The sequence below is a fragment of the Ewingella americana genome (genome assembly GCF_006438725.1).
Lineage (GTDB): Bacteria > Pseudomonadota > Gammaproteobacteria > Enterobacterales > Enterobacteriaceae > Ewingella > Ewingella americana_A.
Map to the genome: position 1 here is coordinate 514,926 of NZ_RCZD01000001.1, position 18,637 is coordinate 533,562.

The 18,637-nt window shown below is 51.1% G+C and carries 13 protein-coding genes; 6 read left to right on the plus strand and 7 right to left on the minus strand.

Annotated elements, in window-relative coordinates:
- Positions 1-261: 261 nt before the first annotated feature.
- From pncB to EAH77_RS02285, 4 genes are all read left to right on the plus strand, one after another.
- Complete coding sequence (gene pncB, locus EAH77_RS02270; protein WP_140470168.1) at positions 262-1,467, plus strand: nicotinate phosphoribosyltransferase; 1,206 nt, start codon at positions 262-264, stop codon at positions 1,465-1,467.
- Between the two features lie 304 nt (positions 1,468-1,771).
- Positions 1,772-3,172 (plus strand): asparagine--tRNA ligase, encoded by a 1,401-nt coding sequence (gene asnS, locus EAH77_RS02275; protein WP_140470169.1) that lies wholly within the window; start codon positions 1,772-1,774, stop codon positions 3,170-3,172.
- A 301-nt stretch (positions 3,173-3,473) separates the two neighbouring features.
- Positions 3,474-4,643, plus strand: coding sequence for a porin OmpC (gene ompC, locus EAH77_RS02280; RefSeq protein WP_277752534.1), 1,170 nt, complete (start codon positions 3,474-3,476; stop codon positions 4,641-4,643).
- 235 nt (positions 4,644-4,878) lie between these two features.
- Positions 4,879-6,069: an amino acid aminotransferase gene (locus EAH77_RS02285; RefSeq protein WP_140470170.1), complete on the plus strand. Its 1,191-nt coding sequence runs from the start codon at positions 4,879-4,881 to the stop codon at positions 6,067-6,069.
- A gap of 82 nt (positions 6,070-6,151) precedes the next feature.
- On the opposite strand, the gene EAH77_RS02290 is transcribed toward EAH77_RS02285, so the two are convergent.
- The 3 genes from EAH77_RS02290 to ldtD form a co-directional block, all read right to left on the minus strand.
- The gene (locus tag EAH77_RS02290) at positions 6,152-6,799 is read right to left on the minus strand and encodes an MBL fold metallo-hydrolase (protein ID WP_140470171.1); all 648 of its coding nucleotides are present in this window, start codon (positions 6,797-6,799) and stop codon (positions 6,152-6,154) included.
- 51 nt (positions 6,800-6,850) lie between these two features.
- Positions 6,851-7,399, minus strand: coding sequence for a YcbK family protein (locus EAH77_RS02295; protein ID WP_140470172.1), 549 nt, complete (start codon positions 7,397-7,399; stop codon positions 6,851-6,853).
- 179 nt (positions 7,400-7,578) lie between these two features.
- Positions 7,579-9,429 carry a L,D-transpeptidase gene (gene ldtD, locus EAH77_RS02300; protein ID WP_194150468.1) on the minus strand — a complete coding sequence of 617 codons (1,851 nt, stop codon included), beginning with the start codon at positions 9,427-9,429 and terminating at the stop codon, positions 7,579-7,581.
- A 411-nt stretch (positions 9,430-9,840) separates the two neighbouring features.
- Here ldtD and EAH77_RS02305 point away from each other — a divergent pair, with 411 nt between their 5' ends.
- Positions 9,841-10,314, plus strand: coding sequence for a GNAT family N-acetyltransferase (locus tag EAH77_RS02305; RefSeq protein ID WP_140470173.1), 474 nt, complete (start codon positions 9,841-9,843; stop codon positions 10,312-10,314).
- A gap of 132 nt (positions 10,315-10,446) precedes the next feature.
- On the opposite strand, the gene mukB is transcribed toward EAH77_RS02305, so the two are convergent.
- Genes mukB through cmoM form a run of 4 tightly spaced genes read right to left on the minus strand, consistent with a single transcriptional unit; the run spans position 10,447 to position 17,705 of the window.
- Positions 10,447-14,895 (minus strand): chromosome partition protein MukB, encoded by a 4,449-nt coding sequence (gene mukB / locus EAH77_RS02310; RefSeq protein WP_140470174.1) that lies wholly within the window; start codon positions 14,893-14,895, stop codon positions 10,447-10,449.
- The gene (gene mukE / locus EAH77_RS02315) at positions 14,892-15,620 is read right to left on the minus strand and encodes a chromosome partition protein MukE (protein WP_140470175.1); all 729 of its coding nucleotides are present in this window, start codon (positions 15,618-15,620) and stop codon (positions 14,892-14,894) included. The genes mukB and mukE overlap by 4 nt, the downstream gene beginning before the upstream one ends.
- On the minus strand, positions 15,601-16,923 hold the full coding sequence (gene mukF / locus EAH77_RS02320) for a chromosome partition protein MukF (protein ID WP_140470176.1): 1,323 nt from the start codon (positions 16,921-16,923) through the stop codon (positions 15,601-15,603). Before mukF ends, mukE begins: the two co-directional genes overlap by 20 nt.
- Positions 16,920-17,705 carry a tRNA uridine 5-oxyacetic acid(34) methyltransferase CmoM gene (cmoM, locus tag EAH77_RS02325; RefSeq protein WP_140470177.1) on the minus strand — a complete coding sequence of 262 codons (786 nt, stop codon included), beginning with the start codon at positions 17,703-17,705 and terminating at the stop codon, positions 16,920-16,922. The genes mukF and cmoM overlap by 4 nt, the downstream gene beginning before the upstream one ends.
- Before the next feature lie 157 nt (positions 17,706-17,862).
- Here cmoM and elyC point away from each other — a divergent pair, with 157 nt between their 5' ends.
- A complete protein-coding gene (elyC, locus tag EAH77_RS02330) occupies positions 17,863-18,636 on the plus strand; it encodes an envelope biogenesis factor ElyC (protein ID WP_140470178.1) in 774 nt (257 codons plus the stop codon).
- Position 18,637: the final 1 nt, after the last annotated feature.

An 18,637-nucleotide genomic window follows, 5' to 3' on the forward strand; every position in this document is an offset into this window, starting at 1 on the left:
CCCAGCGACTGTGCAAACCAATTGTTAACAAAAAGATGCCATTTTGAAGACCAAAGCACGTTTAAGCCTCGACCCCTCTCGGACAATTATGATGTGATGAGGATTCTTTCGCAGGATATTACGGTATACTTCACAGACTTTGCTGTTTTATCCAGAATGCTTTTTTATCTGGAATGGTTGGGTTTATGCGAACGGCCTCAATACGCTATGTCGAGGTTTTTGCCAGCCAGCCCTTTCTGACGAGGATGCTGTAAACGCGCTATGACTTCATACGCTTCCCCGATTTTGACTTCGCTGTTAGATACCGACGCTTATAAGCTGCATATGCAGCAAGCCGTCTTCCATCGCTATCATAATATTAGCGTCGTGGCAGAATTCCGCTGCCGTGGTGACGAGCTGCTGGGCGAGTACGCCAGCGAAATACGCCAGCAAATCGAGATGATGAGCCAGTTGGCTCTGACTGATGATGAGTTCACTTATCTCTCTGGATTGCCGTTTTTCAGCGCCGATTACCTCAATTGGCTGAAGACTTTCCGCTATAACCCTCAACAGGTTGTCGTATCTGACAGCGACGGTCATTTGCACGTGCGCATTTCAGGCCCATGGCGTGAAGTGATCATGTGGGAAGTACCGCTGCTGGCCGTGATCAGCGAGGTTGTACACCGTCACCGTTCTGCTCAGGTGACCACACAAATGGCGGTCGATCAACTGCGCAAGAATCTTGCACGTTTCAAACAGGAAACGTCTGACATCGATATCTCCCGCTTCCGCCTGATGGACTTCGGCACACGCCGCCGTTTCTCCGGTGAAGTTCAGCACGCGATTGTCAGTACACTGAAAGCGGAATTCCCGTATCTGGTCGGCACCAGCAATTATGATGTCGCCCGCAAATTACAGCTGTCACCTGTCGGAACCCAGGCGCATGAATGGTTTCAGGCTCATCAGCAAATCAGCCCGGTTCTGGCCAATAGTCAACGCGCTGCGCTCCAGGCATGGTTGGATGAATATCCCGACCAACTGGGTATCGCGCTGACCGACTGCATAACGATGGATGCTTTCCTGCGCGATTTTGGCCCGACGTTTGCCAACGCCTACGACGGATTGCGCCATGATTCGGGGGATCCAGTTGAATGGGGCGAAAAAGCTATCGCGCACTATCAAAAACTCGGCATTGACCCGATGAGCAAAACCTTAGTGTTCTCAGATAATCTGGATTTAGACAAAGCCTTGAGTCTTTATCGCCATTTCCACACCCGGGTGAATCTGGTGTTTGGGATCGGTACGCGCCTGACCTGTAATATCCCTGGGGTCAATCCGCTGAATATCGTGATAAAACTGGTGCAATGTAATGGCAAACCGGTAGCGAAATTGTCTGACAGCCCGGGGAAAACTATTTGTCAGGATAAAGCCTTCGTGAAAGCCTTACGTAAAGCCTTTGACCTGCCGCTGGTCAAGAAAGCCTCCTGACCCTTACGACTGTGTTTATTCTAAATGCAGGCGGTTTACCTCCCCCTTCCTGCCATCATCTTATCCAGATGACTTTTCCCACTCACTTTTTCCTCCTTTATATAAATATTATTTAGATCTGCGAATTTCCGGTCAGTCACACGATAAATAGGGAGATCTATTGCTCTGCACAGACGAATGTTGTCCGGGCAAGGTGATTTCTGCTTGTGTCCTGAGAAAGGCTAAGTAACATAGCAAAATCCCTTTTTATAGGGGTCCGTTAGTTCTCAACTATCATCTGAACATATAAGAAAGAGAGAAATTTATGAGCGTTGTGCCTGTAGTCGACGTACTGCAAGGCCGTGCTGCGGTTGACAGTGAAGTCACCGTACGCGGTTGGGTGCGTACCCGGAGAGATTCTAAAGCTGGTATCTCCTTCCTCGCCGTTTATGACGGCTCCTGCTTTAATCCGTTACAGGCCGTTGTGAATAATTCTCTTCCTAATTATCAGGATGAGGTTCTGCGCCTGACCACCGGTTGTTCAATTGAAGTGACCGGCACCGTTGTCGCCTCACCGGGTGAAGGCCAGAGTTTTGAGCTGCAAGCCACGGCCATTAACGTGGTTGGCTGGGTGGATGACCCGGACACTTACCCGATGGCGGCGAAACGTCACTCCATCGAATATCTGCGCGAAGTGGCGCACCTGCGCCCGCGTACCAATCTGATTGGCGCAGTTGCCCGTGTGCGTAACACCCTGTCGCAGGCGATTCATCGTTTCTATCATGAAAACGGCTACTTCTGGGTGTCGACACCGCTGATTACCGCCTCTGATACCGAAGGCGCTGGCGAAATGTTCCGCGTCTCTACCCTTGATTTCCAGAACCTGCCGCGCACCGATAAAGGCGAAGTCGATTTCAGCGAAGACTTTTTCGGTAAAGAAGCCTTCCTTACCGTTTCTGGTCAGCTGAACGGCGAAACCTATGCCTGCGCACTCTCCAAGGTGTACACCTTCGGTCCGACCTTCCGTGCCGAAAACTCCAACACCAGCCGCCATCTGGCAGAGTTCTGGATGGTTGAACCGGAAGTGGCATTTGCCACCCTTGATGATATCGCCGCACTGGCAGAAAGCATGTTGAAATATGTTTTCCAGGCCGTTCTGGATGAAAGGGCAGACGATATGGCCTTTTTCGCAGAACGCGTAGACAAAGATGCTGTTTCTCGCCTGGAGCGTTTTGTGACATCAGATTTCGCTCAGGTCGATTATACCGATGCAGTAGAAATACTGATGAATTGCGGCCAGACATTCGAAAATCCTGTGTCATGGGGTGTCGATCTTTCTTCTGAGCATGAACGCTACCTGGCAGAACAGCATTTTAAAGCGCCAGTGGTGGTCAAAAATTATCCGAAAGATATCAAAGCATTCTACATGCGAATGAATGACGACGGAAAAACAGTTGCAGCTATGGATGTGCTGGCCCCTGGTATTGGGGAGATCATCGGCGGTTCACAGCGTGAAGAACGATTGGATGTTCTTGATGCGCGCCTTGAAGAAATGGGCCTGAATAAAGAAGATTATTGGTGGTATCGCGATCTTCGTCGCTACGGCACCGTGCCCCACTCAGGTTTCGGCTTGGGCTTTGAACGTTTGGTCGCTTATGTGACCGGTGTGCAAAATGTGCGTGACGTGATCCCGTTCCCACGCACACCACGTAATGCAACCTTCTAATTAACTAAAATATTTTCCGAATAACATTTTAGTTACAAAACTAAGGCCAGCTCAGCTGGCCTTAGTCATTTTTAAAGGTAGATCCCTGTCACAAAGTTCCGTAGAAATTACACTTTGTAATACATTCTTTCTCGCTGAAACAAGTTTAGGGGTTTGGTAGCATTTTCGATGTAGATTAAGCAGTCCTCGGATGGAACACTGCCTTCAGACACAGGAGACACCAAACTCTCAACAATAGTTCCCTAAAGAATTATTGACGGCAGTGGCAGGTGTCCAAATAAAACCAATGAGGGTAATAATAATGATGAAGCGCAATATTCTTGCAATCGTAATTCCAGCTCTGTTGGCTGCTGGTGCAGCAAACGCAGCTGAAATTTATAACAAAGACGGCAACAAACTGGACCTGTACGGTAAAGTTGACGCACGCCACACCTTCTCTGATAGCACCGGCGATGACGGTGACCAGACTTACGTTCGTTTCGGCTTTAAAGGCGAAACAAAAATTACCGACCAACTGACCGGTTACGGCCAGTGGGAATACAACGTTCAGGCTAACCACGCTGAAAGCGCTGGCGACGAAGGCAACAAAACTCGTCTGGGCTTCGCAGGTCTGAAATTTGGCGACTGGGGTTCATTTGACTACGGTCGTAACTACGGCGTGATCTACGACGTAATGTCTTATACTGACCAATTGCCAATATTCGGCGATGACACCATGTACAAAACCAACGACAACTTCATGATTGGTCGTGCAAATGGTCTGGCTACTTACCGTAACAGCAACTTCTTCGGTCTGGTTGATGGCCTGAGCTTCGCTGTTCAGTACCAAGGCAAAAATGAAAATGATCGTAACGATGATGCATTTTCTAAAGACGGCCTTACCAATTTAGGTGTTCCTCACAGTTCATCTGTTACCCAGAACGGCGACGGCTGGGGTGCATCAACAGCTTATGCCATCGGCAACTCTGGCGTTAGCGTGACCGGTGCTTACTTCTCTTCAAACCGTACCGATACTCAGAAACTTGACGGTAACGGCGACAAAGCGTCTGCCTACGCATTCGGTACCAAATACGATGCCAACAACCTGTACCTGGCTGCATTCTATGGTGAATCAACTAACACCACGGCATACGGTCAAGGCAGTAACCCACAGACTGCTAACAAAACTCAGAACTTCGAAGTTGTCGCTCAGTACCAGTTCGATTTCGGTCTGCGCCCATCCATCGCTTACCTGCAGTCTAAAGGCAAGGACCTGAATGGCGTAACTAACAGCAGCACTGGCGCTACCTACGGCGGCGGCGATGCTGACCTGGTTAAATATATCGAAGTGGGTACCTACTACTACTTCAACAAAAACATGTCCACCTATGTTGACTACAAAATCAACCTGCTGGACGACAACGATTACACCAAAGCTGCCGGTGCAAGCACTGACAACGTTGTTGGTGTTGGCTTGCAATACCAGTTCTAATTTCGCTTAACCGATGCGCTTACGGGTGCATCCTGAGTGATTTGAAAGGCAGGGCTTCGGCTCTGCCTTTTGCTTTTACACACTTCCCCACCCTTTTCAATTATCACAATTATTAATCTCAAAGCCCGCTTCACAACTCCGCTTTCTTTTTGCCGCAAACGGTTGGCAAACGGACTTTCAGGCGGTAACCTGATGCCCTCTTTCTGCTAAATATCAGGCCATGGAAGTCTCCTCTATGTTTGAAAAAATCACTGCTGCACCTGCTGATCCTATTCTCGGTCTTACCGATCTTTTCCGTGCTGACGCTCGCCAGGATAAAATCAATCTTGGGATTGGTGTTTATAAAGATGAAACGGGGAAAACACCGGTTCTGACCAGCGTGAAGAAAGCTGAGCAATTTTTGCTGGAAAACGAAACGACCAAGACTTATTTGAGTATCGACGGACTGCCTGATTTTGCGCGTTGTACTCAGGAACTGCTGTTTGGTAAAGACAGTGCCATCATCGCAGATAAACGTGCGCGCACCGCACAGACGCCAGGTGGTACAGGCGGCCTGCGTATCGCCGCAGACTTTATCGCAACACAGACCAGCGCCAAGCGCATCTGGGTAAGCAATCCAAGCTGGCCTAACCACAAAGGGGTGTTCAACGCCTCGGGTCTGGAAGTGGTGGAATATAATTATTACGACGCAACTAACCACGCACTGGACTTCGATGGCATGGTAAACAGCCTGAATGAAGCTCAGGCCGGCGACGTGGTGTTGTTCCACGGTTGTTGCCATAACCCAACCGGTATCGACCCAACAACAGAACAGTGGGCGCAACTGGCTGAACTTTCTGTCGCTAAAGGTTGGCTGCCACTGTTTGACTTTGCTTATCAGGGCTTTGCCAAAGGGTTGGAAGAAGATGCACAGGGCCTGCGCATTTTTGCGGCTAAACATGCTGAATTGCTGGTCGCCAGCTCTTACTCGAAAAACTTCGGCCTGTATAACGAGCGCGTGGGTGCCTGTACTCTGGTCGCCGCTGATGCTGAAACCGCTGACCGTTCGTTCAGCCAGGTAAAATCTGTTATCCGCGCAAACTACTCTAACCCGCCGTCACACGGCGCTGCGGTTGTTGCCACTATATTAGGTAACGAAGCGCTGCGTGCTATCTGGGAGCAGGAATTGAGCGACATGCGTCAACGTATTCACCGTATGCGCCAGTTGTTTGTGACCACGTTGCAGGAAAAAGGGGCTCAGCAGGACTTTAGCTTTATTATTAACCAAAACGGCATGTTCTCGTTTAGCGGGCTGACCAAAGATCAAGTTATGCGTCTGCGTGACGAGTTCGGCGTGTACGCGGTTAACTCCGGCCGTATTAACGTTGCCGGTATCACCCTCGATAACATGGCACCACTGTGCGAAGCCATCGTCGCTGTTTTGTGATCAAATAAAGCTGCAAAAAAAAACCAGTCAAGCCACTGACTGGTTTTCTTATTTATAGCATTCTGTATTTTATTGAAACGAGTTACCAGACCGGCAGTTCATCCTGCAAAAACGGGTTGGTTTTACGTTCATGGCCAAAATCTGACATCGGCCCATGACCGGGAATGAACGTCATATCATCACCCAGCGGTAACAGCTTGGTTTTGATTGATTTGATCAACGCCTGGTGATTACCCCGAGGGAAATCACTGCGCCCGACGCCACCACGGAAAATAACGTCACCAGAAACGGCTAAACGGCTTTTATCATTGATAAATATAATGTGTCCCGGCGTATGACCTGGGCAATGTAGAACGGTAAGACGCTCTTCGCCGACGCTTACCTCATCACCCTCTTCCAGCCAGGTGTTCGGCGTCAGTGGCGCGCAATAGTCTAAGCCAAACATCTGGCTCTGCGTCGGCAGTGATTCCAGCAAGAACAGATCTTCTTTCTGCGGCCCGACAATGGGGGCGTTAAAGTGCCTGGCAATATCCGCTGCAGCCCCCACATGATCAAGGTGACCATGCGTTAGCAAGATCTGGCTGACAGTCACACCCAGGGCGGCAACTTCCGCAATGATTTTTCCAGCCTCACCACCCGGGTCAACAATCGCGGCCTGAAGGGTTTTACTGCACCAGATAACAGAACAATTTTGGCTGAATGCCGTGACAGGAATAAGATGGTATTTCATAAGGCTCCACAACAGCTTATCCCGCAAAGGATAGACCGCAAATTACGCATATCACCAGGTTCTTGCCGGACCCGTGTCGATGTGCACAAAGTTACTTCGTGGATAATATCCTACACCACCCATCTTCATTTTTAACGCAGCTTTGCGGATATAGCTCAACTCAATGCCTTCGATGTGAAAATCCATCGCCTGGCCTTTGGTATGATAGCTGTCTTTTGCTACCCCGCTGCCTGGTCTGCGCATGCTGTTGTTGGTTGCGACCGTACGGTAACCGGAGATCAGTTGAATTGGTTTATTGGTTGCAAGCATGATTTGCAGACGGTAAAGATGATCGAAGAGAGCCGGATCAATACTCTTCACCTTTTCTGCCCGATAGTCCCTGAACAGATGATTCAATCTGGCCAACTCATCCTTGTTGTAACGCTTTCCATCGAAAAATTCTGTTTTGAGGCTTTCGCCGGTATTCAAGTTATTAACCACTAAAATACGCGGACGAGGTGTGGAAAGAGTGGCGAAAGCACGTCCTGGAAGGAGCGCAATACCCATAGCGGCACTGCCGAGTGCCAGCCATTTACGGCGATGTTTGTCAATTTGATCCATGAACAGTCTACTACCCGGTAAGAGAGTCAAAAATAGGCACAAAAAGAGTACCGCTTCGAACCTTAACTGCCTTATTTCAGTGAGTCAACCCATCCATAAAGCAAAACGGGGAGGCTATCACAGCCATCCCCGTTATCAGGCCAAATACTCTGACCGCTATCATTTTAGTTTTACTGCATTTATTGCAGCAAAAGTTCAGCCTTTGACAAAATTTGTGCACCGGATCGCACCGGAGAGTCATAATTGTAAATGTCTGTGCGGAACTGAGGTTTACCATCCTCAGCAACCCATGCCGTCAAATAAAACAGTTTAACCGGTATGTGATGACGAATTGGCACAAAGGTCGTATTCCCGGCCTGCAGGGTTGAGGAGATACGGGTGTCATTCCAGCCGGCATCTTGCAACAGCATATTCGCCAGTTCAGACGCCTTATTAACGCGCACGCAACCTGAACTCAGGGCGCGGATATCTTTCTGGAACAAGCCGTGATTCGGCGTGTCATGCAGATAGATAGCATCCGAGCTTGGCATGTTGAATTTATAGCGGCCAAGGGAGTTTGTCGCGCCCGGTGCCTGACGGATACGGTATGGGAAGTGGTTTGGCGTCACGACGCTCCAGTCAATCATTGACGGATCCACCACCTCAGCATCGTTGTTCCAGCCAGCCAGGACCGTATAACCGTGCTTCTGGAAATAGCCGGTGTCGCGCATCGCTTTGGGCACAATATCTTCCCGAACCAGCGTAGTCGGCACGTTCCACGGTGGGTTCACGACCACGTTGTTTAGCGCACTGCTCATCAGCGGGGTTTTACGGCTGGGACGGCCGACAATCACTCTTGACGACAGCACTTCACTGCCATTGAGATAATAGGTCAATTGGTAGTTGGGAATATTCACCATAATGCCGGTATTGATGTTACCCGGCAGAATACGCAGGCGTTGGATATTCAATGCAAACAGCGTAGCACGCAGGCGTGGAGAGGCATTCAACCATTCGCGTGTACGTAAACCGATAACACCATCCGGCTCAAGTCCCTGCCATTTCTGGAAGCGTTTAACCGCCTCTACCAGCTCCGGCGAGTACACATTATCAGCCACGGAAACCGGAACTGCGGCAGCTGAATGTCCAGTACTTTCGACTGTAGGTAAGACGTCAGTAACCGACGTCGCAGCAGGGCTGACAACCGGAGATAGCGGCGCGGATTTATCTGCTGATTCATCAACGGACAAATCATCGTTGGCGGCCGCGCCCGGGCCATCTTTAGCAATAGTTTCATCGGTAGGCTGTGGCGATTTCGCCTCGGCCGGTAAAGCGGTCATCATGCCACTACGGTTGAGGATTTCACGCAACGCCGGGATATCATCACTGAGTTGCCCAGGTCGCAGGCTGGCTAAGTGAGTAACCTGAGGCCATGGGCGGTTGTCCGCCAGCATGGTTTTTAACGCGGAATGCATTTTGGAATATAAAGGATGCTGAGGCATCAGCGTCTTCATATACCCCGCGGTCGTTCCCTTGCGTAGTGCCAGCTGCCATTGGTTTATCACCGTCAGGGGCGGCGTAGTCATTTTGTAGGGTTTACCGCTATAGAGCCAGTTGTCGCCGTTGGCTTCAACCCCGCTGACAAACTGCAAATACCCCAGCATCGCATCCGATAAAACGATATCACGCGACATCCCCGTCACTTGCGGATCAGTTAGCCATTTAACCCATTGCGTAAACTGTGGTTGCACACCAGAAATAGCCAGTTCGGCGAGTTGCTGCTGAAATTGCTGAACAGCGTCCCGGTTCTGCCACATGGGTTGCATGTGATTCGCGGCATACAACGTCGCAAGGGATGAAATATAAAGAGGTTTAACACTTGCCGGTAGCTCAGCCTGCAACTGGCTGAGGCTCTGCACACTCGAAAGCGTTGCGGAACGAACGGGCAACGTTGGTACCGCTGCAAATACAGCCCCCACAGGAGCCAGTCCCATGGCGAAAAGACAGCTGGCTACCAGAAATCTGAGAGACCCTTGACTCGTAAACAACATCCCTTGCCTCCCGTTAACATGCCCAAATTAAAATAGCTGAATTCAAGCAAACAACTCGTAGTGTAAGTATAAAAGAGAATTCTATTTTTGCGCGGGATCTCAACACAATAGCGCCCCCCGCGTGCTAAGAAGACTCTATGCTAGCAGCGGCGTTAAATAAAGCACTGTCAGTGGGATTATCATCTCATTCAACATGAGTGATGTTTATTTGCACAAAAAATAAACCTCGTCCAACAGCAATGTTCTTTATGCAACAGAATTTCATTTATCCTTATGCGCTATTCCCGCAAGAATCTCGCCTTCATGGCGGAACGGGTATTTTGATGAACTGATGAAAAGTGAGAGTGCGGCTGAATAAAAATTAGGGTAATTAATAGGGTATGAACTGAATAGTGGGACAAGGAGAAAACAATGGTCGTCAGATTGGCATCACCGCAAGAAGCGGAAAAACTTTGGATAATTAGAAACAAAGCCATACGACACGGCTGCAAAGATTCCTATGGCGAAGAGACCCTCCAGGCATGGACGCAAGATAAAATGCCTGAAGGCTTCCGCAATACCATCGCTGAAAATCCATTTTTTGTTATTGATGATCCTGCAGGGGAATATCCCGTTGCCACTGGCTTTCTTGACCTAAAAAACCAGAGTGTTGAAGCTATATTTACCCTTCCCGAATTTACGGGTCAGGGAATGGCAAGAGCAATACTCGATGCTATAAAAAATGAAGCCCGGCTACGGGGGCTAAAAAAATTAGTTTTATCTTCAACGCCCAACGCTTTTGAATTCTATAAAAAGAATGGCTTTATCCTGTTAAAGGAAAGTATTCACCATTCACCTATGGCTAATGCTGATTTACGCTGTATGGAAATGAGTTGCGACCTCTAGACATGACCTTCCTCCCCCACGCAGACAGTGTGATGTAAGACTCTGCATTATCTGATATATATTTCATGAGCATGAAAAAGCCCCGCATGCGGGGCTTTTCAGTATCAACGTGTTACAGCTGCGGTTTTCGACTCAGGAACTGCCCGCCTCAGTATTGACGATCGCGGGCTGCTCGGCGGCAAAACCGCGTAAACCCACCACATGGACATGTTCATGATTATTGAATACTTTACGCACCAGTTTATAGGTGGTGCCTTTCTCTGGGCTGATGTTTTCAGGGGCAGCGATAATCAACTGCATCTCCAGTCGATCACAGAGTTCGAACAGCGTGGCAATAGATTTGGCATCCAGTCGCGCTGCTTCATCAAGGAACAGTAAACGGCAAGGCGAGATATCTTTACCGCGCATACGGCTCGACTCTTCCTCCCAGCTCTGCACCACCATCACCAGAATCGACATACCGGTCCCGATAGCTTCACCAGTAGAAAGTGCACCGCTCTCTGCACGCAACCAGCCGTCAGATCCACGGTTAACTTCCACTTCCATCTCCAGATAGTTGCGGTAGTCGAGCAGCTCTTCACCGATGGTCTGCGGCGTACGCTGGCCCATATCGATTTGTGGATTCAGACGCTGATAAAGTTTAGCCAGCGCTTCCGAGAAGGTCAGACGGTTGCTGCTGAACAGATCCTGATGTTGTTCTTGCTGCTCAGACAGCACATCGAGTAATCCGGCATGTGCTTCACGCACATTAACGTTAAGCCGTACACTCTTCACCTGACCAAAGGCCACGGCCTGCAGGCCTTGGTTCAGTTGGCGAATACGGTTCTGCTCGCGTTGAATGGTTTTGCGAATAATGTTCGCTACGCTTTTTGAGCTTAGCGCCAGTTGCTGTTCGCGTGCGGTCAGTTCTTCGGTCAGACGGCCCAGTTCGATCTCCATCTGCTCAATGGCTTCAACCGGGTCATCGGTCCGAATAATATCCTGGCGGATACGTTCGCGCAGATGCTGATAAACGGCAATGTAGAACTGGATTTTACGTTCAGGACGCTTCGGATCCTCAGAAAGTCGCAGCACGTCACGCAGATGTTCGTTATCTGCCACCGCCAGACGCAAGGCACCGAGTGATTTATCCGACATCGAGCGCAACTCATCGCCGTCCATGTAGGCCAGCTCGCGGCGGTGTAGACGGCGCTCAACACCGTTATCTTTCACCAGACGCATCACGGCACACCAGCCCGCTTTTGCCGTCACTACCTGTTCGCGGCTCTGATGGTAATCGCGTTCTAGTTTGCGTAATTTCTTCTGCAAGTTGTCCATTTCGGCTTCGCAGAAAGTGATCTGTTTTTCCAGCTGGTTGCAACGCGAACGGTTGGTGCTCAACGCTGCATGCAGTTCGTCACGGCGCAATTTAGCGCGCGCTTCCGCATTGGCATCGGCCTGAACACCGATGTCCTGCAACTCCTGCCCCAACTCTTTGAGCATGTCACGCTTGGCATCAAACGAGCTTTTAAGTGACGCTAGCACCTGGCTGTACTGGGTGAACTGGGCCTGATGCTGGCGCAACAGGTCACGGGCACGAGTACGTTCCGCTTCAGCATGTTCGAGACGCTGGCGCAGTTTGTCATTCAAATCTGAGTTTTCAGTCAGCATGCCGGCAGAATCGGTATAACCGAAATGCGCACGGCGCTGAACCACTTCGGTCAGCGAGAAGGCCTGTTGTTTGGCCAGACGCTGAGCGTGCTGCGCCTGAGCATAATCTTCTTTTAACTGTTCATGCTGTTCCGGGTCGCTTTGTAATACAGATACCAGCGGCTCCAGCTTGGTCAGCGAAGCACTGTGCTGCTGGATAAAGCGGGCAGAGTCCTGCGCCTCTTCCAGCTCTTCACGCAATTCCTCAACACGATCAATCAGCGTCTCATCACACAGCAGACCAACGCGCGGTTGCAGCTTATTGAGCATCGTGAAGGCGTCTTTTGCCTGTTCATACTGTTGGCGCTGCTGCTGATTTGCACCTTCATGTGCATTAAGCGCACGTTCCAGCTCACCACGGCGGGCACTCAGGCTACGAATATCAGCCTCTGGATCGGCATCAAACGCGACGGCCAGGTGGCTGCCGATAAAACGGCTGAAGGCCTGATGCACTCGCTGAATTTTCTGCACATCAAACGACAGGTTGGCATAACGCTCGGAAAGTGTTTCACGCTCTTTATTGAGCGTCTCGAGTCGGTTATCACGCGCCGCACGGCCAAACAGCGGCACCTGAGGGAAATGGGAATAACGCCACTGGCGCTCACCACTTTTCACCAGGACTGCGCCAGGTAACTCTTCGACGGCAAATACGCTGTCATCAAAGGACTGCGGATCCCCTTCAATCAGATATAAATCTTCAGGGCAATCATCCAGGCCATCGAGCTGATCGCGAATGCGTGATAAGTCAGGCACGACGATGGCATGGCGTGACGGACCGTACAACGCGGAGAAGTACGGCGCATCGTCAATGGTCACGTCATCATAAATTTCTGACAGAAGCACGCCACCAAAGCGTTCCGCCAGGGCAATCATGCGAGAATCTTCAGCACCGCTTGGCTGGCTAAGTCGGGTTATCTGCCCTTCAATACGGCGTTTTTTTGCCGCGACTTCATCACGTTCAACCGTGGTTTCGCGCTCGCTTTCCAGCAGTTGCTGCATATGCTCAGTCACCTGCTGGCTGCTTTCCAGCGGTTCTTTGCTTTGCTCGCTCAACTGGCTGAGGGCTTCCTGTGCGGCCAGCCAGACAGGAGCACGAGCCGTCAGTTCACGAATGCGCGACTGAACTTGTTCGAGTTCCTGACGCATTTCCATACGGCGTTCGCCAGCCTGGGAAACGACCAAAGACAACTCTTCAATCTGTACGTCGAGTTCGCGTTGCAGTTCATCAAGATCTTCAGGATGTACGTCTTGCCCGGTGCGCTTGCAGAACTCCTGCAACTGACGCTCAGCATCCTGCTGCTCGCGCAGACGTCCTTCCAACTCGGTAAGGCGCATACGCAGTGGCTCAACACGTTCGGCCTGATGCTGCTGGGCAGACCAGTCACGCAACAGTTCTCGGGCGGTTTGCCAGGCTTCACTGCGGCTGACTTCACCGGCGATTTTCACCACCAGTTGATAAGCATTTTCGAACTGGCTGTGCGCGGCATCGGCCACGCTCATTTTCTGTTCCAACATCAGCAAGATGTCTGTCGTTTCTTGCTCTTTGCTCTGGAAGGTTTCCAGCCACTCTTCGCTGTTTTGAATTGTCAGATCGGGGATCTGGCACAGTTCGCGGGCACGTTCGATAGCATGCAGCGCCTGCTGATACTGAATGGCACGAGTTTGCTGTACATCCAGCGCCTGCTGATAATCGGCCAGCTGGCTTTTGAGTTCATCGACTTCGAGTTCAGCGGCTTCCGCGCGCGCTTCATGCTCAGTGTGCAGTTCACCGGCTTCGGCCACCACTTCATTTTGTTCTTCGAGGCGATAGGTCAGCTCTTCGAGATCGCCTTCGTAGCGCTCGATTTTTTCCTGCTGACGCATCGCGGTCTGCACCAGACTCAGGTGATCACTGGCCGCCTGATAGTCAGTTTCCAAATCGCTTTGTGAACCGCTCTGCTCGGCCAGTTCACGTGCCATTTCAACATGGCGATACTGCTCACTGGAAAGCTGTTTGCGGCTACTCAGTAAGTCATTTCGCAAAACCAGGGCGCCGTCGAGATGAATACGACGATCGTTAGCATGACGCATGTAGTCCGCAGCAACGTACGAAGTGGCTTCTGAAATCAGATGCTTAAACAGATCACGGTCAGACTGGGTAACGCGAATGGCTTCCAGCGTCATGCGGTTTTCGCGCAATGCGGCTTCCATATCCTGGAAGGCTTTACGCACGCCGCTGTTTTCCGGCAACAAGTAGTCACGCAGAGAGCGGGTAATGGCACTGGAGATACCGCCATACAGCGAGGCTTCAATCAGACGGTAAAATTTGCTGCGATCCGAGGCCGTGCGCAGGCGGCGCGGGATAACACCCAGGTCGAACATCAGCGAGTGGTAGTCAGTAATGGAGTTGAACTGCTTGAACTGTACCCCTTCCATCGCTTCGACGTTGTCTTTCAGTTCCTGCAAAGAGAGCACGCGCGCCTGACGTTCACCCACGGTTTCCGTGAGGATTTCGGTCGGTTGAATCGACGTTGGCAAGCCCTGAATGGTGAAGGGTTTGATGTCCACTTTGCGGTCACGCCCGGCAACCTGTTGCAGGCGCACGCCGACGATCACCCGCTGATGGCGAGAGTTAACCACGTCCAGCGTCGAATAACAGACGCCCGCACGCAATTTACCGTGCAGGCCTTTGTCGCGTGAACCCGAGGTGGCGCCTGCTTCCGTGGTGTTACGGAAATGCAGCAAGGTCAAATCGGGGATGAGCGCCGTGACGAACGCTGCCATGGTGGTGGATTTACCGGCACCGTTACCGCCGGAAAGCGTAGTCACCAACGCATCAAGGTCAAATGTCCGGGCAAAAAAACCGTTCCAGTTAACCAGCGTCAGTGAGCGAAATTTACCGCGTTCAATCATTCCTGTTCATCCTCTGCGCTCTCATTTCCATGCTCTGCCTGCGGTTCACCGTCATCATTTTCATCATTGAGCGACAGGGCATTTTCAATCGGCATCGCTTCACCGTCGCGGATCATCCGCAACTGTGCTTCGCGGGCATCATCACCGCTGCGCACGTCAGCGCCGAAACGAAACACCGCTTCGGTGATACGGAATTTGGTGCTGTCAGCACCCATAAACCACACCATGCCCAGACGGCGCAGGCGATTGAGTGAGGTTCTGACCTTATCCTGCAGTTTCTGACGGTCCAGATCCGAACCGGTGGAACGCTGGTTGACGTATTTCATCAACTTAGATTCGTCCGCCAGACTTAACAGCTCGTCGTATAACTCCTGCTGGGTAAAAATACCCTCATGTGCCAGCCGCTCAGGGCTGAGGTACAGATAGCAGAGAATTTTGCCAACCATCATATCCAGTTCGGAAAGCACCGAGCGCGGAATAAGGGTGGTTGAACGCGGGCGCAGGTAAAAGAATCCTTCCGGCGCACGGATCAGTTCAACGCTGTAACGATGGTAAAACAGCTCTAATTCTTCCTGATAGTCCATCAGGAAGGCGTGGTTATCCAATTCATCAATGCCAATGTGACGGCCAGAACGAAGCTGACTGTCCAGAGCAGGAAAGAGGGAATTTGCCAACGCCTGCGCCAGCTTAGCTGGCATTATGTGTTCAATATTTGTCGATGACATGGGCCTGCACCTTGGCTCCGAAATCATTGATTGCCTGCCATTCGGCTGGCAACCCTGAAAAATCTGCTTCAGCCACACCAAGGCGCACGGCCTGGTCGACTACAATTCGCGCTACGTCAAAATGCCGCGCACGCGGATACTGCTCGAGATAATCACGCATCACGGTTCCCAGGTTGAGTGGCGTCTTCTGTTGTTGATAAACCAGCAATGCCTGTTCAATCAACGCGGTAAGTTGTTCACGTATTTCACTGAACTCTTCGTACTCGAGATCCGGCGGTAATTCCCCGGTCACTTCCTCACTGCGCAAAGCCAGCTCTTCGTCACGCATATCCAGCAGACGTTCAGCATTGGCAAACGTCAGAGTCCAGGGCTGGTCGAAATAGTTTTGCACCGACTGGCGTAAACGTTGCGCAAAGACGCGGTTTTTATCCATGTCGATGGCAGTACGAATAAATTTGTGGACGTGGCGATCGTAGCCAATCCAGAGGTCAATCGCCTGCTGGCCCCAACTGGTTATACGGTCAAGCTTACTTTGCAGATCAAACACCAGTTTGTCGACAAAACCCAGCTCGCCGTCGCCCAGGGTGTACTCCTGAATACGCAGTAAATGCGCCTGGAGTAAGTCGCCTGCGGCTTCCAGCGTATCTTGCAGTTCACGTAGCGTACCGGAGGTTTCAGACAATAACATTTCACAGCTTGAAATAGCCGCACGCCAGTCTTTATTGAGCAGTGAAGCGATGTCATCTTTTACACCCTGCTGCTGTTCGTCCATGATCCTTTGGGTCAGATCGATACTGTCAAAGATCTCAGCCACGGAGTACTTGAGCGGGGCGAAAACGTTGCGGTGCCAGTGAAATTCGTCGCCGCCCTCTTCGGCGGCATCCGCCGCACGCTTAAGTTCCTGCGCCACGATAGACAACTGCATAGAGAGTCGCAATGTGGAAAATTCGCGCTGGCGAATATAGTAGTCGGTAATGCCAATTCCCAGCGGGGTTAAACGATAGATGGCATTGCCATCAGCCAGTTCACTGACAAAACGATTGAGTAAACGCTGACGCACCATGTCATTAATGGCGTTATTGGCACGTACGGTGACAGTTTCATGCGTCTGCTCGAAGCCTTTGCTTACGTGACGGAACGCATCAACCAGTTCACCTTCACTCATTTCCCCATCAAGGCGCTCACCATTGAGCGTAGCGATCGCCAGAAGAAAGGCCAGCCTCTCCGTTGGCAGCGAAATTGAGAAGTCATTTTTGCGTGCCCAGGCGACCAGTTCGGGTACAGTCTGGGAAAATTCACTCATGATTCGTCCTTCAGATTGGGTTTGTGCGCCATCACGTGGATGTAACGTCCCAAACTAACAAAAGGTTCCTGTCGGCAATAGCGCTGCTCCAGCGCCAAGAGCTCGTCAAAATCCTGTTTATGTTGTTGCCTGTTACGCAGGTAATCGTGGAATACCCGGACACCCGTCTTGCCGCAGATCTGCATGCCCAGATCGTCAAGCCATTGGTAGACCTGTTGGGGTTCCAGCGGGTGATCGGGCAACAGCGAACTTTTTTTTATTTTTGGAACGCCAGCCTCAACGTGGCCGAAATTACCCAAAATCATGTGCCGCATGACCAGACCGTGGATATTGTAAAACATCAGCGACAGCGCGCCACCGGGCGCGAGGCATTCGGTTAATGCTTGTAATGCCGGTTGCGGTTCCGCCAGCCATTCGATCACCGCGTGGAACAATATCAGATCAACTGGGTGTTCCAAATGCTGTGCGATGTTCTGAGCCGGACATTGTACAAATTGCATGTTCCCGCTCACACCTTTTTCATCGGCAGCCACTTTGGCGCGGCGGATCATCTCACCTGACAGATCACACAACAAGACCTGATGTCCTAAAGCGGCCAGTTCACACGCCATTTGCCCTTCACCACCGCCAGCATCCAGAATGCGCAGCGGGCGGTCGGGCAGTGTTGCGATCAACTGCTGTAAATCCTGCCCCAGCACCGCCTGACGAATTCGTCCTTTCGTCGTGCCGTAGATATTGCGCGAAAATTTTTCAGCAATATCGTCGAAATTGCGATCCTGCATGGAATGACACCTGCTGCGAGAAGAAGAAATGAGTTGATTGCTCATGGCGGACTGACCGACCAGCCTGCTATTTTGGCACAGGCTGACATAGAATAAATCATCCTGACGTGGATTCATTCCCGGATGCCGTTTTTTCACTCAAAAGGAGCGCTTTCAGATGCTGTTTATGCTCAAAAAAACTGTTGGTGGGTTGTTACTGCCTTTGCCGTTTTTATTATTGCTGATGGCATTCGCGTTGGTTTTGCTGTGGTTTACCCGTTGGCAGAAGGCCGGCAAAGTCTGTTTTTTATTGAGTTGGTTGATTCTGGCCTTGCTGAGCCTGCAACCCGTCGCCGATAGCCTGCTGAGTCCGCTCGAAAACACCTACCCCACTTATCAGCCGAACACGGCAGAGCCGGTGAAATATATTGTGGTACTCGGTGGCGGCTATACCTATAACGCCGAGTGGGCCCCCAGCTCGAATCTGATCAACAACAGCTTGCCGCGCGTGACGGAAGGGATCCGCATTTACCGGCTGAATCCGGGAGCAAAAATGATTTTTACCGGCGGAAAAGCCGTGACTAATCCGGTGAGTTCGGCGGAAGTCGCGGCTAAAGTGGCGATAAGCCTGGGTGTGCCGGAAAGTGATATCCTAAAAGTGGATACGCCGCGCGATACGCAGCAGGAAGCCAAGCAGGTCAAAGCGCTGATTGGGCAACAACCGATGGTGTTGGTGACCTCCGCTAATCATCTGCCGCGCGCCATGATTTTCTTCCATGAGCAAGGACTGACACCAATACCGGCTCCCGCTAACCAGCTGGCGATTGACTCCCCGCTGAATCCGTGGGAGAGAATATTGCCAAGCCCTCAGTTCTTATCGCACAGCGAGCGCGTTTGGTATGAAAGCATGGGAAGAGTCTGGCAATGGCTGCGAGGCAGCCCGCCGGAGTAAG